Raw genomic sequence first — 16,838 nt, 5'->3', positions numbered from 1 at the left:
TCTCAAACGGGAAAAAACCGCTAGTGCGGAGAACATAAGCTCGAATCTGTTGCTTATGTTCCCCGTCATGGTTGACCAGCAAGGCGCTTTATTCAGCGTCATCGCTATCCTGCTGCGGTTGTTGCGGCGCAGATGGATTACTACCATGATAATTATTGGTGCTTCCACTCGGATTATTGCTGTGATGCGAAACCGGGCGAGAAGGCACAACAGTAGAGATGGCGTGCTTATAAACCATCTGACTGACTGTGTTCTTTAACAGAATGACAAACTGATCAAAAGACTCAACTTGGCCCTGCAGTTTAATGCCATTCACTAAATAAATAGAAACCGGAACCCGTTCACGACGCAATGCGTTCAGGAACGGATCTTGCAAAGATTGCCCCTTAGCCATTCTATATTTTCCTTATTTGCTTGTTGTTATTAACTAAGAACCTATCGGCTCGAAAATAAACTGCGTAAAAAAATCCGCGCGTTGAGTACTCATCAATTGTACACAATCATTCAACCTATGCACTAACAACCTGTATTACAGAGTCTAAAGCCTCTCCCGGCTTATCACTGTCAAGCCACTGGACTGAACCCCAGCCCCGCAACCAGGTCATTTGGCGCTTTGCCAGTTGACGTGTCGCACAGATTCCGCGGTAAACCATGTCGTCGTAATCAATCTCACCGGACAGATAAGACCACATCTGTCGGTATCCCACACAACGAATGGCCGGCATATCCGTATGCAAATCACCGCGGTCAAAAAGCGCCCTAGCCTCAGTTTCAAACCCAGCATCCAGCATCTGACGAAAACGTAATTCAATCCGCTGGTGCAAGAGTTCCCGGCTAACAGGCGCAATCGCAAATTGGTGAACCCGATAAGGTAAGGTTTCACCTGAAATTTTAGTCAGTTCTGTTAGAGTTTTACCTGAAATCAAAAAAACTTCCAGTGCTCTGGAGAGCCGTTGGGGATCATTAGGATGAATTCGCGCCGCCGCAATGGGATCGATTTCAGCCAATTGTTGATGTAATGCTTCCCAACCCCGCTCCGCGGCCTGCTGCTCAATACGCTCACGCACTTGTGGGTCAGCAGACGGCAATGGCGACAAACCATCCAATAAAGCTTTAAAATACAACATCGTGCCGCCCACCAGCAGCGGAATACGCCCGGCGGCGGTGATGTCGGCCATCTCTTTTAATGCATCTTTACGAAAGTCAGCGGCCGAGTAGGATTGCGCAGGGTCTCGAATATCAATCAACCGGTGCGGCGCTAATGCCAATTCTTGCGCGCTGGGTTTCGCGGTGCCGATGTCCATACCACGGTAAATCAGGGCTGAGTCGACACTGATGAGCTCCACAGGTAGCTGTTTTCTCAGTGCAATGGCGAGCGCTGTTTTACCCGAGGCAGTGGGCCCCATGATAAATATCGCCGGTGGCCGGTCTAGATTCTCAATATCATTCATGTTTCAGGGTTGCCAATGCAGCCTTTATATCAATAGGTTGTAATAGCCCAGCAGGCGGTGATTTTACCAACTGTGGACAAAGACGTTCAACATCCGTCAATAACTGTATCGCTTGAGACATATTCCATACCTCATGTTCACTGCCAAGATGGCGAGCAATCCATGCGGCCAGAGCGTCTGGCGATATCTCCTCATGTTGCGACAGATAGCCTAACAGTTCCGGTATCAGTTTTTGTAAATTTTGTTGGCGTAATGGTAAAGATACTGCACGTAAAGTCGCTCTTGTATGCTCAATAGCCAATTCAATTCCCATGGTAACTAACAATTTCTGATGATGCAGACATGCCGCCGCTTCATTTTTATCCAATGTCAGTTTTAATGGGATCAGTAATGGTTGCGGGCGCAACCCCTCTGCTGGCGGATTCAATTGAGCTTGTTTTAACCAACGTTCAGCAACTGTCAGTGCTAATAATGCGATACCTTGCTTATATTCAATCAGAGCATAGCAAGGTGGAAACACCGTGAGCACCCGGCCAAAACTGTAATTATCACCCGGAAGTGGCTCATCGACAGCTACCTGACGCAATATTGGCGCGGGGGCGGCAATGGTGGTCTCTGCCACTTGGCTCACGGTGGCCGGCTGTACCAGTTGGCGATATAACTCACCTTGCTGCTTTTGGTAAGGCTGGCCGGCGGGGTAGGTCGGGGTGCGTTCACGGGCGACAGAGCGCTCGGTGCTGATGGTGCGCCCCGCAGCGGCCCCCCGCTCTATTGGCGGTGCTTTCGCAGCATCCGGTTGCGCGTAGGTATTGACACCGGCCGCCACGCGATTTTCCGGCTGCCAGCGCGGCGCTTCCATTTCTTCGCCATCTTCATTGATGTTCAGTAGCGGGGTCGCCGCTTGCTGTAAAACAGTGGTAACGGCTTGATAAATAAAATCATGCACCAACCGCGCCTGATGAAAACGCACTTCATGTTTAGCCGGATGCACATTGACATCAACTTGGTGCGGGTCGATATCCAGATACAGTACATAGGCGGGCTGTTGGTCGTCTTTGAGTAAATCCTGATAAGCCTGGCGAATGGCGTGATTAATCAGCCGGTCGCGCATCATACGGTTATTGACGTAGCAATATTGCATTTCACCGAGTGTGCGGCTGGCCGCAGGATCAGCCACCCAACCACGAATGGTCAAATCGCCATGTTGCCAGGAAATCGCCAGTGCATGCTGCAAAAATGTCGGGCCGCAGATGCTGGCCAGACGGCGTTCATGCTGGGCAGGATCTGGGGCGGCGCGATACTGGCGCATTAATTTGCCGTTATGACTGAGATTGATAGCCACATCAAAACGCGCCAGCGCAATGCGGCGCACCACTTCATCAATATGGCCAAATTCGGTTTTTTCCGTGCGCATAAATTTGCGACGGGCGGGGGTGTTGTAAAACAGATCCAGCACCTCAAGGGTACTGCCGACCGGGTGAGCCGCGGGTTTGATGGTCACCGCCATGTCACGGCCTTCGGCATAAGCCTGCCAGGCCTCGTGTTGTTGTGCTGTCCGCGATGTCAAAATTAGCCGGGAGACTGAACTGATACTGGCTAGCGCCTCGCCGCGAAACCCCATACTGAGGATAGCTTCCAAATCTTCCAGTGAACTTATTTTACTGGTCGCATGACGCGCCAATGCCAATGCCAAATCATCTTTACCAATACCGCAGCCATTATCACGGATACGAATCAGTTTCGCGCCACCGCGCTCGATATCAATATCAATCCGTGTCGCCCCCGCATCCAGACTGTTTTCTACCAACTCTTTGACGACCGACGCCGGCCGCTCTACCACTTCACCGGCGGCAATTTGGTTAGCAAGCTGTGGTGGTAGAATCTGAATTGGCATAGCAGTTCCTTTCGCTTACGACTGTGGAATGGTGAGGGTTTGCCCAAGTTGGACATTGCCTGACTTTATCTTATTCACCCGCTCAATCTCACTCATCGACACACCATATCTGGCCGCAATCGCCGACAAAGTATCACCGCGTTTTACCTGATGTTTAACCGGCTTAGCTTTAGCGACTGTTTTGGCGGCGCTAACAGCGGTTGCGCGGCCCGATGCCGGAACTTTCAAGCGCTGCCCGACCCAGACCACATCATTTTTCAGTGTATTATTTTGCCGCAATACCGCCATGCTGACGCCGTACTGGCTGGCAATGCCGGATAAGGTTTCGCCGCGTTGTACTTTATGAATTTGGCTTTTTCCCGCGGCAGCTGGCTTGGCGGCAGCCGACCTGCCGCTTTGTGCGGAACTGACAACCGGCTCGGGCTGATTAACACCAGAGCGCCGTGAAGAAGAGTCAACCGCCGCTGTTTCAATCAGCGGGCGGTTTTCGACCTTTGGGTCGGCTTGTAGCGGATGCGCGAGGAAATAACTGCGTAAGCCTTTATAAATGGCATTCGCAATTTTCTCCTGATACGCGCTACTGCCTAGCAGCCGCTCCTCCGTACTATTACTGATAAAGCCGGTTTCCACTAACAATGACGGAATATCCGGTGAACGTAACACCCCAAGGCTGGCGTGTTCAGGCCGACGTTTATGAATGTCGCCAACTCTTTGCAGCTCATTCAGCACTTTGGTGGCAACGTCATAGCCTACGCGCTGAGAATGGCCAAATTGCAAATCCAATACAGCCTGACTTAAATAGGGGTCGGACGCGGTGTTTGCCAGCACATCACCGGCCCCACCCAGCAGTTCGGATTGCTTTTCATGCTGCTCCAGCCAATTGCCCATCTCACTATTAGCACGGCGATTTGACAACACCCACACCGACGCCCCTGTTGCGCTGCGGTTAGGCGCGGCATCAGCATGAATAGAGACCAACACGTTGGCCCCTTGTTTACGCGCCACATCGGAGCGGCCCATCACCGAAATGAAATAGTCGCCATTGCGGGTCAACACCGGCTTGAACATCGCGTCGCTGTTAAGTAATGCTTCAAGCCGACGGGCGATAGCAATCGTGACATTCTTCTCTTGCAAGCCATTTTGCCCGATAGCACCGGGATCTTGCCCACCGTGGCCGGCATCAATGGCCACCACCACCCGGGAGCTATTCGCGCCACTGGCGGTTTTGATTGGCCGGGAGGTATTGGTGGTGACGCGCTCACTGCTCACCACCACCGTTGGCTTGTTATTAAACGGATTTTTAGCCACTGACGTGGTATTTGCGCTGGTCACCCGCGACTCGGTATTCGCACTTGCCGCCTGTGATGTCAGCCGCCCAGCATTAGGGCTGGGCGTATTGGTTTGGCTCAGTGGCGTATTATTTTGGCTTAACCGCGTATTGTTTGGGCTGGGCGTGGATTGCACCTGACGAACCGGGGCGCTGGCCGCCGCAGTCATCGTAATCACCACGGTGTAATTGTTACCTGATTGCTGCGTGACCGCGCGAGTTTTGACTTTTTGTGTCAGTTCCAGCACCAGCCGGGTACTTTGCTCATCTTTCGGGGTACTGGAGCGAATTCTTTTCAGCAGATTTTGCCCACTAAACTCCAGTGGCAGCCCCGAGAGATTGCCACTCTGACGCACATCCAACACCACCCTTTCTGGCGAGTTTAAAGAGAAAAAGGCGTAAATCGGCTGCCCATCAAAACTGAGTGTCACCCGGCTTTCGGTCGGGCCATTGTTGACTTTAATGTCAGTGAGCTTCATGGCAAATGCACAGGGCAGAGTGAATAAACTCACGAGTACCAGCATGGCCATGGTCAGTGTTCGTTTCCAGCGCATTTTTTGCGTTAAACAATGGGGTAGCGTCAAGCTATGCGTCATTATCACATTATCCTTGCACAGCAGCTAAACGGCGCAACACATCAGCACCCGCATCAGAAATAGCCATCAGACGCGCTTCACGCCCTGCGCCCTGATAAGCCAAATGCAGTTCTACGTCCGCCGAAGGCAAGAACCCAGCCCCTTGTTGCGGCCATTCCACCAGACAGATAGCCTGCTTATCAAAATAATCACGAATACCCATAAATTCCAGCTCCTCGGGGTCAGCCAGACGATACAGGTCAAAATGGTAAACCGGCCTAGGGGCCAAAGTATAAGGCTCAACCAAAGTATAAGTCGGGCTTTTAACATGCCCCGCATGGCCAAGGGCTTGAAGGAAGCCACGGCTAAAAGTTGTTTTCCCGGCGCCTAAGTCACCGAACAGATAAATAACGCTGGCACCATTGAAGGCATGGGCCAAAGCGGCCCCTAATGCAACGGTCGCTGCCTCATCGGGCAGAGGTAACACGAGTTCTTTCATTCTGTGATATCTATCTTGCTAACTCAGGATTAACGTACTTCGGAATAACTGGCAGCAAATCTGTGGCCAGTATACCCCGGGTGCCTTGAACTTCAGCCAGTTTGTCTGCGGCAATGCCATGCACAACACAACCTGCACAAGCAGCATCATACAGCACCAGCTTTTGTGCTATCAAACTACCAATAATACCGGACAGAATATCCCCCATACCGCCAGAGGCCATACCCGCATTACCGACATCCGCAATCGCCATTTCGCCCTGTTCACTGGCAATAAGAGTACCAGCCCCTTTCAAGACCACCACACCACCATATTGTTTAACGATGTTACGGGCGGAAAGTAAGCGGTCACTCTCAATATCAGCAACGCGGCAACCGAGCAGGCGGGCCGCTTCGCCAGGATGGGGGGTCAATACCCGATTCTGACGCCTCTGCGGATTTAATGCCAGCAAGTTGAGTGCATCTGCATCCCATAATGCTGGTTTATCACTTTGTTGCAATAAATTCAGAGCATTTCTGCTCCAATCAGATTGCCCCAACCCCGGGCCAACCACCAATACATCGGCCCAATTCATGCTTTGTGTAAGAGTTTCATCCGTTAGCTCCTGCACCATCAGCTCAGGGCGAGCGGCCAGAATCGGGGCCACATGCTCAATGTGAGTGAGCACTCGCACCAACCCGCGCCAGTGCGCAAAGCGGCTTCCCCGCCATGCGAATCGCCCCGCCAAACCCTTTGTCGCCCCCACCAGCAGTAGCCGCCCGTGCTCCCCTTTGTGCGCACAAGGGCGGCGCGGTTTCAGCCATAGCGGCAGATGAACAGCAGTCAGTCGCTCAATTTGCACCGGTTGCGCCGCTAGCCATGGTGCTAAGCCCAAGTCATCACAGTGTAAATGCCCGACCCAATCGCGCGCCTGTCCGGTCAGCAAGCCGGGTTTCAGTGTGACAAAAGTCAGGGTGTGATCAGCACGAATCACTGAGCCAGGGGCCGCACCGCTATCCGCACTCAATCCAGACGGGATATCCAGCGCAATTTTTGCCGCACCATGGCGGTTTGCCGTATCAATGAGTGTTGCATAAGCCCCTTGTGGCGCTGCGCGTAGGCCAATCCCCAGCAAACCATCAATAATTAAATCGACATGTTGCGGCCACGGAATATCGGCCTGATGAATCACACCACCGGCCGCCAGCCACTGAGACTGGGCTTGATGAGCTTCGCTGGGTAATGGACGATTGCCGGGGCAAGCAATCAGAGTGACATGCAAACCGGCAGCCAAGGCGCGGCTGGCAACAATATAACCATCGCCACCGTTATTGCCGTGACCACATAAAATGAGCCAATGGCGCGCTGCTGGGTATTGCTTGCGCGCCAATTCAAAGGCGGCATTTCCTGCTCTCACCATCAGGTCAAATAAGGTCAGGGAGAAGTGTGCCGCGGCAACCGCTTCATTTCGACGCACCCAGTCCGCAGAAAAAACAGAGTGTGGTAAACTAACACCGATTTGTTTCTTACTATGGTCCGTCATGGCACACCCCCTTTTTCTGAATCAATTAGCCCAACATATCAAGCAATGGGGGCAATCGCTAGGTTTCCAGCAAGTCGGTATCTGCGATACTGATTTGTCAGCGGAAGAACCGCGCTTACAGGCCTGGCTTGATAAACAATATCATGGCGAAATGGCCTGGATGGCCCGCCACGGTATGCTGCGCGCGCGCCCCCATGAATTATTACCGGGGACTTTACGGGTAATTAGCGTGCGAATGAATTATCTGCCCGCCAAAGCAGCATTTGCCAGCACCTTAAAGAATGCAGAATGGGGGTATGTCAGCCGTTATGCATTGGGCCGTGACTATCATAAATTATTACGCCAGCGCCTGAAAAAATTGGGCGATATGATTCAGAACTATTGTCTGGAACAGAGCGGCGACCACATTAATTTCCGCCCATTTGTCGACTCAGCCCCGGTCATGGAGCGCTCGCTAGCAGCCAAAGCCGGCATTGGCTGGGTTGGTAAGCACTCACTTATATTAAACCGTGAGGCGGGCTCTTGGTTTTTCCTGGGTGAGTTACTTATTGACTTACCGCTGCCTGTCGATAAACCGCAAGAAGAGCAATGCGGGCGCTGTGTCGCCTGTATCACCACCTGCCCAACCGGGGCTATCGTGGCCCCTTATACTGTTGATGCACGCCGCTGTATCTCTTATCTGACCATTGAACTGGAAGGCGCGATACCGGAAGAATTCCGGCCACTCATGGGTAATCGCATTTATGGCTGTGATGATTGCCAGCTAATCTGCCCGTGGAACCGCTTTTCACAATTAACCGATGAAGAAGACTTCAGCCCGCGCGCGGTGCTGCATACACCGCAATTATTGGATTTATTTGCCTGGAATGAAGAAAAATTTTTACGGGTCACTGAAGGGTCTGCCATCCGGCGAATTGGCCATCTGCGCTGGTTGCGCAATATATCGGTCGCACTGGGCAATGCGCCCTACCTCGATAATATCGTCCTGGCATTGGAAGCTCGCCGCGGTATTGATGCCATGTTAGATGAACATATTGAATGGGCAATCTCACAGCAATTGAAAAGACGGTCTACACTGATTGGGGATGTTCAATCGCCGCAGAAAAAACGGCTGGTAAGAGCGATTGAAAAAGGCCTGCCACGAGACGCCTGATCCCACTTTTGCCTGATGTCGAATGACCTTGAGCAGAGTTTTTTTAACTATTTATGTTATAAATAAGCTCAGAGTTTTCCTGTGTATAAAAATAAAAACACCTTGGCAATCAAGTGCAAAAAAAAGCACAAGTGATCCGCATAACGTTTTCGAATAAAAATATATATAAATAAATCAAACAGATATAAAACAAAAATTTAAAATGATTGAATTTTGACCTGAGTACAAAAACAGCAGGATCTGTGGATAACTCTGTTGACGAAGTTAATACAATGTATGTGAGATGAGACGTAGCGCGTGACGAGGCTGTGGATAATTTGAATGAAAATTTTGGAGCGGGAAACGAGACTCGAACTCGCGACCCCGACCTTGGCAAGGTCGTGCTCTACCAACTGAGCTATTCCCGCATTGAACTGCCGTTAGGGCAATATTTGGTTATCTGAAGTAACCCGTGCTGAAAGAAATACAATTTTGGAGCGGGAAACGAGACTCGAACTCGCGACCCCGACCTTGGCAAGGTCGTGCTCTACCAACTGAGCTATTCCCGCGTCGCCATCATGTGCTGAAAACAACACATCAATATTATATTTTTTATTTCTTTTACTGCCGGCTACCTATGACTAATTTCTTTATGATTTAAGAAATTGGAGCGGGAAACGAGACTCGAACTCGCGACCCCGACCTTGGCAAGGTCGTGCTCTACCAACTGAGCTATTCCCGCACTATGTCATATTTTCCGGTACTGAATCTGTTTGCGCAAGGCTGCGAATTCTTCATCGGTACGGGGTGCGCATTATACGAGAAATCCGTTTTGCCGCAAGCCCCTGAAAGCAAAAAAATCATTTTTCGGTTTAAGTGCCGATTAAAACAGCAATATGATGTTTTTACCAGCACTGGGCAGAAGTATATACCCAAAATCATTGGAGCTGCGGTTAACTAGCCAGCCAACGCCCCGCAGCAGCAAGGATTAAGACTGAATAAAATGTTCGCGATAGTAGGCCAGCTCCGCGACCGACTCGCGAATATCATCCAGGGCTTGGTGAGTATTCTGCTTCTTAAAACCAGGCAAAATTTCAGGTTTCCAGCGGCGAGCCAGTTCTTTCAAAGTACTCACATCGAGATAACGGTAATGGAAGTAGGCTTCCAGTTCTGGCATATAACGGAACAGAAAACGCCGGTCTTGGCCCACACTGTTACCACAAATCGGGGAAGTGCCGGCCGGAACCCACTGCTTTAGAAATTCAATGGTTTGTAATTCAGCATCGTGCTCACTAAAAGGGCTGGTTTTTACCCGTTCCACTAACCCACTACCAGTATGAGTTCGCACGTTCCATTCATCCATTAGCCCAAGCTGTTCATCAGACTGATGGACGGCGAGCACCGGGCCTTCTGCCAAAATATTGAGGTTGGCATCGGTGACCAGAGTGGCTATTTCGATGATCCGATCCCGCAGCGGATCAAGGCCGGTCATTTCCAGATCGATCCAGATCAGATTGTTTTGATTCTCTGCCATGATATTTCCTACCTGTTAGCGGGGAAGACAACCGAACAAACGGTTAATTGATAAAATAATGTGTATCATAGCCCTTTTGGTCGCAACCAGCGATACATGCAAATTCAAGTGAGGCACAGTGAGCAAGAATAAACTGTCCAAAGGTCAACAACGCCGCGTGCAGGCGAACCATCAGCGCCGGCTACGCACTGATAGAAAACCTGAGTTAGATGACTCTCAGCTTGGCGATGCGCAGGAAGGTATTGTTATCAGCCGTTTCGGTCAGCATGCCGATGTTGAAGCCACTGATGGTGTTCAGCACCGTTGTAATATCCGCCGTACCATTAAATCTCTGGTAACCGGTGACCGCGTAGTTTGGCGTCCCGGCCTGCAAGCGCAGGAAGGTGTGCGAGTTAAAGGTATCGTCGAAGCCGTCCATGAGCGCACATCCGTTCTGACCCGGCCTGATCTGTATGACGGTGTGAAACCGATCGCCGCAAATATTGATCAGATAGTCATCGTTTCGGCGATCTTACCTGAACTTTCCCTCAATATTATTGATCGCTATCTGGTGGCCTGTGAAACATTAGATGTCGAGCCGTTAATTGTACTGAATAAAATCGATTTACTGGATGCCGATGGCCGTAAATTCGTTGATGGCATGATGGATATCTACCGCCGAATTGGCTACAACGTATTAGAAGTTTCAAGCCAAACTCGTGAAGGAATGGAGGCATTTGAGCAAGCACTAGCTGGGCGGATCAGCATCTTTGCCGGGCAGTCAGGTGTCGGTAAATCCAGCCTCTTGAATGCTTTGTTACCGCCAACTGATAACGAAATTTTGGTCAATGCCGTTTCAGATAACTCAGGTTTGGGCCAGCACACCACCACCGCCGCCCGGTTATATCACTTCCAGCATGGCGGTGATGTGATTGATTCACCAGGAGTACGTGAGTTCGGCCTCTGGCATCTGGCTGCGGAACAAATTACCCAAGGATTTGTCGAATTCCGTGATTATCTGGGCCATTGCAAGTTCCGCGATTGTAGCCATACCACCGATCCTGGTTGTGCGCTGCGCGAAGCGGTAGAGCAAGGCAAAATTGCCGAAGAGCGCTTTGATAATTATCATCGGATTCTTGAAAGTATGGAGCAGGTGAAGCCGCGCAAGACATCAGATAGCGACGAAAAGTGATGTCCGCATAGCATTCTATACTGAATGACTTATACCCTACATAATCCGGGGTGCAGGCGAGTATACATGGGTAGGTGCAGGTAGCTACAATGCGCCCCCATTTTTATAGCTCATAGAAAACCCAAGAGGTCTACGTGCTCGACAGTATCAAAATCAGATTGCAGTATTTACTCCCTAAACATGGCCTGACCCGCTTGGCCGGCTGGGGCGCAGATAAACAAGGTGGCTGGTTGACACAACTGGTTATCAAAGCCTTTGCCCGCTACTACAATGTCGATATGAAAGAGGCGCAAGATCCTGAATTCTCTGCTTATCGTACCTTTAATGAATTCTTTGTCCGCCCGTTACGCGCCGGTGTGCGCCCGGTTGTTGCTGAAGAAAATCTATTAGCCCAACCTGCGGATGGCGCGATTAGTCAGTTAGGCACCATCCATGATGGGCAAATCTTGCAAGCCAAAGGCCACAACTACAGTGTTGAAGCTTTGCTGGCGGGTAACTATATGCTGGCCGCCGAGTTCCAGAATGGCCAGTTTATCACCACTTATTTGGCCCCCCGTGACTACCACCGGGTGCATATGCCATGTGAGGGTGTGTTGCGCGAAATGATTTATGTGCCGGGCGATTTATTCTCCGTCAATCCATTGACCGCAGCGAATGTGCCTAATCTGTTCGCCCGTAATGAACGTGTCATTTGTATCTTTGATACCGCCTTTGGCCCGATGGCGCAAATTTTGGTCGGTGCCACTATCGTCGGAAGCATAGAAACGGTCTGGGCTGGCACCATCACCCCACCACGGCAGGGCGTTATTCGCCGCTGGACTTATCCGCAAGCCGGTAGCGAGGGCGCAATCACGCTGGAAAAAGGGCAAGAAATGGGCCGCTTTAAATTGGGCTCCACGGTAATTAACTTGTTTGCTGAGGCTAAAGTGTATCTGGCGCCACAGTTAAACAGCGGCTCGGTGACCCGCATGGGTGAACTGCTCGCCGAAGCCGTCCCTGTTACCCCGCCGTGCTAGTCTCGGCTGATAAGTAACTGATGTTAAGGAACCCATACGTGCGCCTAATCATTTCATGGTTTTCTGCAATATTACTGTCAGCGGTAATGTTGTTATCCCTGCCTCTTTATGCCGCAACTCAGCCAAATGAAGACCAGCTCAGACAAGAGCTGAAACAGGCTGAAGCTAATAAGGGGATGATAAATCAGGCAGAAATTGTGCAAGCGCTGCAAGGGGCCCTTAGCTGGCTGGCCGATGCAAAAGAGTCTGATATTCGCGCCCAGCAGTACCAAAAAGCCATTGATGACTTTCCCAAGCTGACTCGAGAGTTACGCCAACAACTGGCACAGGAGGGGGATAAACCCCTGCCTGTGCCAAACAATATGTCCACGTCCGAACTGGAACAGCAAGTGCTGCAAATCAGCAGCCAATTGCTAGAGTTGAACCGCCTATCGCAGCAGGAACAAGACCGCGCGCGGGAAATCAGTGAGTCACTCAATCAGCTCCCGCAGCAACAATCAGAAGCCCGGCGCATTCTGACCGAAATCAATACGCGACTTCAGGCACAAAATAGCCCCACGACCCCTGTAGCACAGGCGCAATTGGCATTATTGCAGGCTGAAGCCGTCGCCCGCAAAGCTAAGGTCAACGAGTTGGAGCTTTCCCAGCTCTCCGCCAATAATCGCCAAGAACTGTCACGGCTGCGGGCCGAGCTATACAAAAAACGCCAGGAACGGGTCGATGCCCAGCTCCAGACTTTACGTAACAATCTGAATAATCAGCGTCAACAAGCCGCAGAACAAGCACTTGAGCGCACAGAACTACTGGCGGAACAAGGCGGTGATTTACCCGAGTCGATTACCCAACAGTTACAAATAAACCGTGATTTGTCCCAAGCACTGAATCAGCAAGCGCAGCGCATCGATCTGATTTCCTCACAGCAACGCCAGGCGGTCACCCAAACTCAGCAAGTTCGCCAGGCACTGAGCACCATCCGCGAGCAAGCTCAGTGGTTGGGGGTGTCAACCGCATTGGGTGAAGCATTGCGCGCCCAAGTAGCCAGATTGCCCGATGTGCCAAAATCTCAGCAATTGGATCGCGACATGGCCCAATTGCGCGTTCAGCGCCTGCAATATGAAGACATGCTGGAGAAATTACAGCAGCAAAATGTCAAATTAACCCAAGACGATGGCACGCCACTGACCACTGAGCAACAGCGAATTTTGGATGCCCAATGGCGCACACAGCGCGAGTTACTCAACTCTTTGCTGTCTGGCTATGACACTCAGATTCTAGAGCTGACCAAGCTGAAAGTCGCCAATAGCCAGCTCGTGGATGCCCTAAGTGAAGTGCGCGAAGCGACCCACCGTTACCTGTTTTGGGTGGCGGATGTCAGCCCGATATCACTCTCTTACCCGATTAACGTCGCCCAAGATCTTACCCGTTTGCTGACGCTCGATACCCTCTCGCAGCTGAGCGGGGCATTCGTCATGATGGTGACCACCCAGGACACATTGCTGCCAATTATTGGTGCCCTGCTGTTCGTCGGTTTCAGTCTCAGCTCACGTCGTCACTATCATGCTTTTCTTGAGCGCGCCAGCAGTCGGGTGGGTAAGGTTACGCAAGACCATTTCTCCCTGACATTACGCACCGTTTTCTGGTCGATTCTGATGGCGTTGCCATTGCCCGTCTTGTGGGCGGCGGTTGGCTATGGTTTACAAAGTGCATGGTCGTATTCGATGGCGATTGCCATTGGCAATGCTGTCACTGCGACCGTGCCGGTGCTGTGGGTGTTTATGATAAGCGCCGCATTTGCCCATCCGCACGGCCTGTTTATTACTCATTTCCGCTGGTCACCAGCCCAAGTCGGGCGGGCAATGCGCTTTTATCGTATGTCTGTGTGGTTGATTATCCCACTGATGATGGCGCTGATTACTTTCGAAAATTATAACGATCGCGAGTTTGCCGGCACACTTGGCCGGTTATGCTTTATTTTGCTGTGTATTGCCTTAAGTTTAGTGACCAATAGCCTCAAGCGGGCCGGTATTCCGCTCTATCTGGATAAAAAAGGCTCGGGTGAGAATATTGTTAATGCGGCACTATGGGGGCTTTTGCTCTCTGCGCCACTGATTGCGGCATTGGCCTCTGCCCTGGGTTATCTCACGACGTCACAAGCATTATTAGCCCGTCTGGAGACCTCGGTTGCTATCTGGTTCTTCTTGTTGGTGGTTTACCATATTATTCGCCGCTGGATGCTGATTCAGCGCCGCCGGATTGCTTTTGATCGTGCTAAACAGCGCCGGGCTGATATTTTGGCGCAACGGGCCCGTGGCGAGGATGATACGCCGCACAATAACAGCACTGAGGGCTCCATTGATGTCGAAGAGCCGGTTATCGATCTGGATGTGATCAGCGCCCAATCACTGCGGTTGGTGCGATCTATTCTGACGATGGTCGCGTTAGTGTCGGTGATTGTGCTGTGGTCTGAGATTCACTCCGCTTTCGGTTTCCTGGAAAACATTCGTCTGTGGGATGTGTCATCCACCATTAATGGCGTTGAGTCCGTGCAGGCGATCACCATGGGATCTTTATTGATTGCCATTCTGGTGATGATTGTCACTGCCCAGTTAGTGCGTAACTTGCCTGCTCTGCTGGAGCTGGCGCTGCTACAGCATCTGGATCTGACGCCCGGAACGGGCTACGCCATTTCCACTATCACCAAGTATCTGTTGATCCTGTTTGGTGGCTTACTCGGCTTCTCGATGCTGGGGATTGAATGGGCGAAATTCCAGTGGCTAGTTGCCGCATTAGGTTTGGGGTTGGGCTTCGGCTTGCAGGAGATTTTTGCCAACTTTGTATCCGGCTTGATAATCTTGTTCGAGAAACCGATCCGTATCGGCGATACTGTGACCATTCGCGATCTCACCGGTAGCGTCACCAAGATAAACACCCGGGCAACCACTATCTCTGATTGGGACCGCAAAGAAATTATCGTGCCGAACAAGGCCTTTATTACCGAGCAATTTATTAACTGGTCACTGTCTGACTCGATTACTCGTGTGGTGCTGACAGTACCGGCCCCGGCAGAAACCAGCAGTGAGGAAGTGACCGAAGTCTTACTGACCGCCGCGCGCCGCTGTACCTTGGTATTGGATAACCCGCCACCGGAGGTCTATTTGGTCGACCTCCAGCAAGGGATTCAGATTTTCGAGCTGCGTATCTATGCCGCCGAAATGGGCCATCGAATGCCGCTGCGCCATGAGATTCACCAGTTAATTCTGGCCGGTTATCGTGAGCACGGCATTACACTGCCGTTCCCACCATTCCAAGCCCGTCTGGAAACTCTGGGCCGTGGGCGAGTGGTGTCCTCAAGCCGCCCCCGCGCACCGGGCAGTTTGTAAGATCAATCAGTGAATAAGACACAAAAATGCCCTGACCTGTGAAGGTTCAGGGCATTTCTTTTCACACCGCTGCGCCACAAAAGACACTCGCATTCCTCAAAGTCATTGGTGTTGCAACAAGGCCGCAAGTGAGCGCATCCCGATGAGCTTACTGTAGTAAGTGATTCGGGTAAGCGAGTGCAGCGAACACCGCTGCGGCGCCAAGGACGAAGAGGAATTAGGCAATATCGACTGGGAAGGCAATAACATCACTCAACCTTTCCGCGCCCAACGCCAACATCACCAGGCGGTCAACCCCTAGCGCCACACCAGAACAATCGGGCAGGCCGTGCTTCAGGGCATTAATCAGATTCATATCAATGGGATGCGGTGGTAAACCGCGCTTTTCACGGCTGCGATTATCTTGCTCAAAACGTTTCAGTTGTTCATCGCCATCAGTCAGTTCATGGAAACCATTCGCCAGTTCAATGCCTTTGAAGTAAACCTCAAAACGTTCTGCTACCCGATGATCTTCCGTGCTTATCACCGCGAGGGAGGCCTGAGAGGCCGGGAAATGATAGACAAAAGCCGGCTTTTCGCGGCCAATGTGCGGCTCAACCCCGACAGTGAACAGCAATTGCAGCAGGGTGTCGCGATCTTCTTCTGTCGCCGCAATATTGCTTAAATCCAGTTTGGCTGCCGCTTCACGTAATTGCGCTTTATCCGCCGACAGGGGGTCAATATCCAAATGGCGCAAGAATGCTTGTTGATAAGACAGGGTTTCTGCACTGCTGCAATCCAAAATTTGCTGCAAGAGGTCATCAACCTCATTCATCAGGCGATACATATCATAATGCGGGCGATACCATTCCAGCATAGTGAATTCAGGATTGTGATAACGGCCGGCCTCTTCATTGCGGAAACTGCGCCCCAATTGATAGATAGAACCGCTGCCCGCCGCCAACAGGCGCTTCATGTGATATTCCGGGCTGGTCATCATGTACAGCGTCACACCATCGGCAGCGCCCGGGCCAACAAACCGGGTTTGGAATGGGACTAAATGAATGTCCGTCACTGTCGCTTGGCTCATGGTGGGCGTTTCAACTTCTAATACGCCACGATCGGTAAAAAAACGCCGGATCTCTGCCATTATTGCTGCGCGCTTCAACAAATTGGCGATAGGTGCACTCGGCTGCCAGCTTGCCGTTTCGCTCATGGTGGTTAACTCCGAAATCAAACAGGGGATGCAGTCTACTCGCATCTACCCACTCAGACAAATCTGTCACTCACCTGGCAGATTTCCCGCGCAAATTTAGCATTTCACTCTGTGAAAAAGACTTTTGCCCAGCATATCCTGT

Annotated in this window: 12 protein-coding genes and 3 tRNA genes; 4 read left to right on the top strand and 11 right to left on the bottom strand. The window is 51.3% G+C overall.

From position 1 onward, the window contains the following. Positions 1–88: 88 nt before the first annotated feature. From hfq to nnr, 6 genes are all read right to left on the bottom strand, one after another. Positions 89–394 (bottom strand): RNA chaperone Hfq, encoded by a 306-nt coding sequence (gene hfq, locus D5F51_RS02155; RefSeq protein ID WP_004392473.1) that lies wholly within the window; start codon positions 392–394, stop codon positions 89–91. 115 nt (positions 395–509) lie between these two features. Continuing rightward, entirely contained in the window at positions 510–1,451 is a 942-nt protein-coding gene (gene miaA, locus D5F51_RS02150; RefSeq protein WP_129195483.1) for a tRNA (adenosine(37)-N6)-dimethylallyltransferase MiaA, read from the bottom strand. Then, on the bottom strand, positions 1,444–3,345 hold the full coding sequence (gene mutL / locus D5F51_RS02145; protein WP_129195482.1) for a DNA mismatch repair endonuclease MutL: 1,902 nt from the start codon (positions 3,343–3,345) through the stop codon (positions 1,444–1,446). The genes miaA and mutL overlap by 8 nt, the downstream gene beginning before the upstream one ends. Positions 3,346–3,360: 15 nt before the next feature. Then, on the bottom strand, positions 3,361–5,196 hold the full coding sequence (amiB, locus tag D5F51_RS02140; protein ID WP_162301822.1) for an N-acetylmuramoyl-L-alanine amidase AmiB: 1,836 nt from the start codon (positions 5,194–5,196) through the stop codon (positions 3,361–3,363). 79 nt (positions 5,197–5,275) lie between these two features. Then, a complete protein-coding gene (gene tsaE / locus D5F51_RS02135; RefSeq protein WP_025379737.1) occupies positions 5,276–5,746 on the bottom strand; it encodes a tRNA (adenosine(37)-N6)-threonylcarbamoyltransferase complex ATPase subunit type 1 TsaE in 471 nt (156 codons plus the stop codon). 10 nt (positions 5,747–5,756) lie between these two features. Continuing rightward, positions 5,757–7,268 carry a bifunctional ADP-dependent NAD(P)H-hydrate dehydratase/NAD(P)H-hydrate epimerase gene (nnr, locus tag D5F51_RS02130; protein ID WP_129195481.1) on the bottom strand — a complete coding sequence of 504 codons (1,512 nt, stop codon included), beginning with the start codon at positions 7,266–7,268 and terminating at the stop codon, positions 5,757–5,759. Between nnr and queG the strand changes: the two genes are divergently transcribed. Next, positions 7,267–8,421: a tRNA epoxyqueuosine(34) reductase QueG gene (gene queG, locus D5F51_RS02125; RefSeq protein WP_129195480.1), complete on the top strand. Its 1,155-nt coding sequence runs from the start codon at positions 7,267–7,269 to the stop codon at positions 8,419–8,421. The genes nnr and queG overlap by 2 nt on opposite strands. Positions 8,422–8,752: 331 nt before the next feature. On the opposite strand, the gene D5F51_RS02120 is transcribed toward queG, so the two are convergent. The 4 genes from D5F51_RS02120 to orn form a co-directional block, all read right to left on the bottom strand. Continuing rightward, positions 8,753–8,828: transfer RNA gene (locus tag D5F51_RS02120), tRNA-Gly, on the bottom strand. A 65-nt stretch (positions 8,829–8,893) separates the two neighbouring features. Beyond that, a tRNA-Gly gene (locus D5F51_RS02115) sits at positions 8,894–8,969 on the bottom strand. Positions 8,970–9,066: 97 nt separating this feature from the next. Further along, positions 9,067–9,142 (bottom strand) — tRNA-Gly (locus D5F51_RS02110). Positions 9,143–9,388: 246 nt separating this feature from the next. Then, entirely contained in the window at positions 9,389–9,934 is a 546-nt protein-coding gene (orn, locus tag D5F51_RS02105) for an oligoribonuclease (protein WP_129195479.1), read from the bottom strand. Between the two features lie 118 nt (positions 9,935–10,052). Between orn and rsgA the strand changes: the two genes are divergently transcribed. The 3 genes from rsgA to mscM all read left to right on the top strand — a co-directional run bounded on the left by rsgA (position 10,053) and on the right by mscM (position 15,501). Beyond that, positions 10,053–11,105, top strand: coding sequence for a small ribosomal subunit biogenesis GTPase RsgA (gene rsgA, locus D5F51_RS02100; RefSeq protein WP_129195478.1), 1,053 nt, complete (start codon positions 10,053–10,055; stop codon positions 11,103–11,105). Between the two features lie 134 nt (positions 11,106–11,239). Continuing rightward, positions 11,240–12,121: an archaetidylserine decarboxylase gene (asd, locus tag D5F51_RS02095; RefSeq protein WP_129195477.1), complete on the top strand. Its 882-nt coding sequence runs from the start codon at positions 11,240–11,242 to the stop codon at positions 12,119–12,121. Between the two features lie 38 nt (positions 12,122–12,159). Further along, positions 12,160–15,501, top strand: a complete 3,342-nt coding sequence (mscM, locus tag D5F51_RS02090; RefSeq protein ID WP_186368182.1) for a miniconductance mechanosensitive channel MscM — start codon at positions 12,160–12,162, stop codon at positions 15,499–15,501. 217 nt (positions 15,502–15,718) lie between these two features. Here mscM and epmA read toward each other — a convergent pair whose 3' ends face one another. Further along, a complete protein-coding gene (gene epmA, locus D5F51_RS02085; RefSeq protein WP_129195476.1) occupies positions 15,719–16,696 on the bottom strand; it encodes an elongation factor P--(R)-beta-lysine ligase in 978 nt (325 codons plus the stop codon). Positions 16,697–16,838 lie beyond the last annotated feature (142 nt).

The sequence above is a fragment of the Yersinia hibernica genome (assembly GCF_004124235.1).
Taxonomy (GTDB): Bacteria; Pseudomonadota; Gammaproteobacteria; order Enterobacterales; family Enterobacteriaceae; genus Yersinia; species Yersinia hibernica.
This window is presented reverse-complemented; position numbering and strand designations above follow the sequence as displayed.

Excerpts from the sequence above, each read along its gene's own strand:
- hfq (WP_004392473.1), bottom strand. The coding sequence starts at position 394 with ATGGCTAAGGGGCAATCTTTGCAAGATCCGTTCCTGAACGCATTGCGT.
- miaA (WP_129195483.1), bottom strand. The coding sequence starts at position 1,451 with ATGAATGATATTGAGAATCTAGACCGGCCACCGGCGATATTTATCATG.
- mutL (WP_129195482.1), bottom strand. The coding sequence starts at position 3,345 with ATGCCAATTCAGATTCTACCACCACAGCTTGCTAACCAAATTGCCGCC.
- amiB (WP_162301822.1), bottom strand. The coding sequence starts at position 5,196 with ATGCTGGTACTCGTGAGTTTATTCACTCTGCCCTGTGCATTTGCCATG.
- tsaE (WP_025379737.1), bottom strand. The coding sequence starts at position 5,746 with ATGAAAGAACTCGTGTTACCTCTGCCCGATGAGGCAGCGACCGTTGCA.
- queG (WP_129195480.1), top strand. The coding sequence starts at position 7,267 with ATGGCACACCCCCTTTTTCTGAATCAATTAGCCCAACATATCAAGCAA.
- nnr (WP_129195481.1), bottom strand. The coding sequence starts at position 7,268 with ATGACGGACCATAGTAAGAAACAAATCGGTGTTAGTTTACCACACTCT.
- orn (WP_129195479.1), bottom strand. The coding sequence starts at position 9,934 with ATGGCAGAGAATCAAAACAATCTGATCTGGATCGATCTGGAAATGACC.
- epmA (WP_129195476.1), bottom strand. The coding sequence starts at position 16,696 with ATGAGCGAAACGGCAAGCTGGCAGCCGAGTGCACCTATCGCCAATTTG.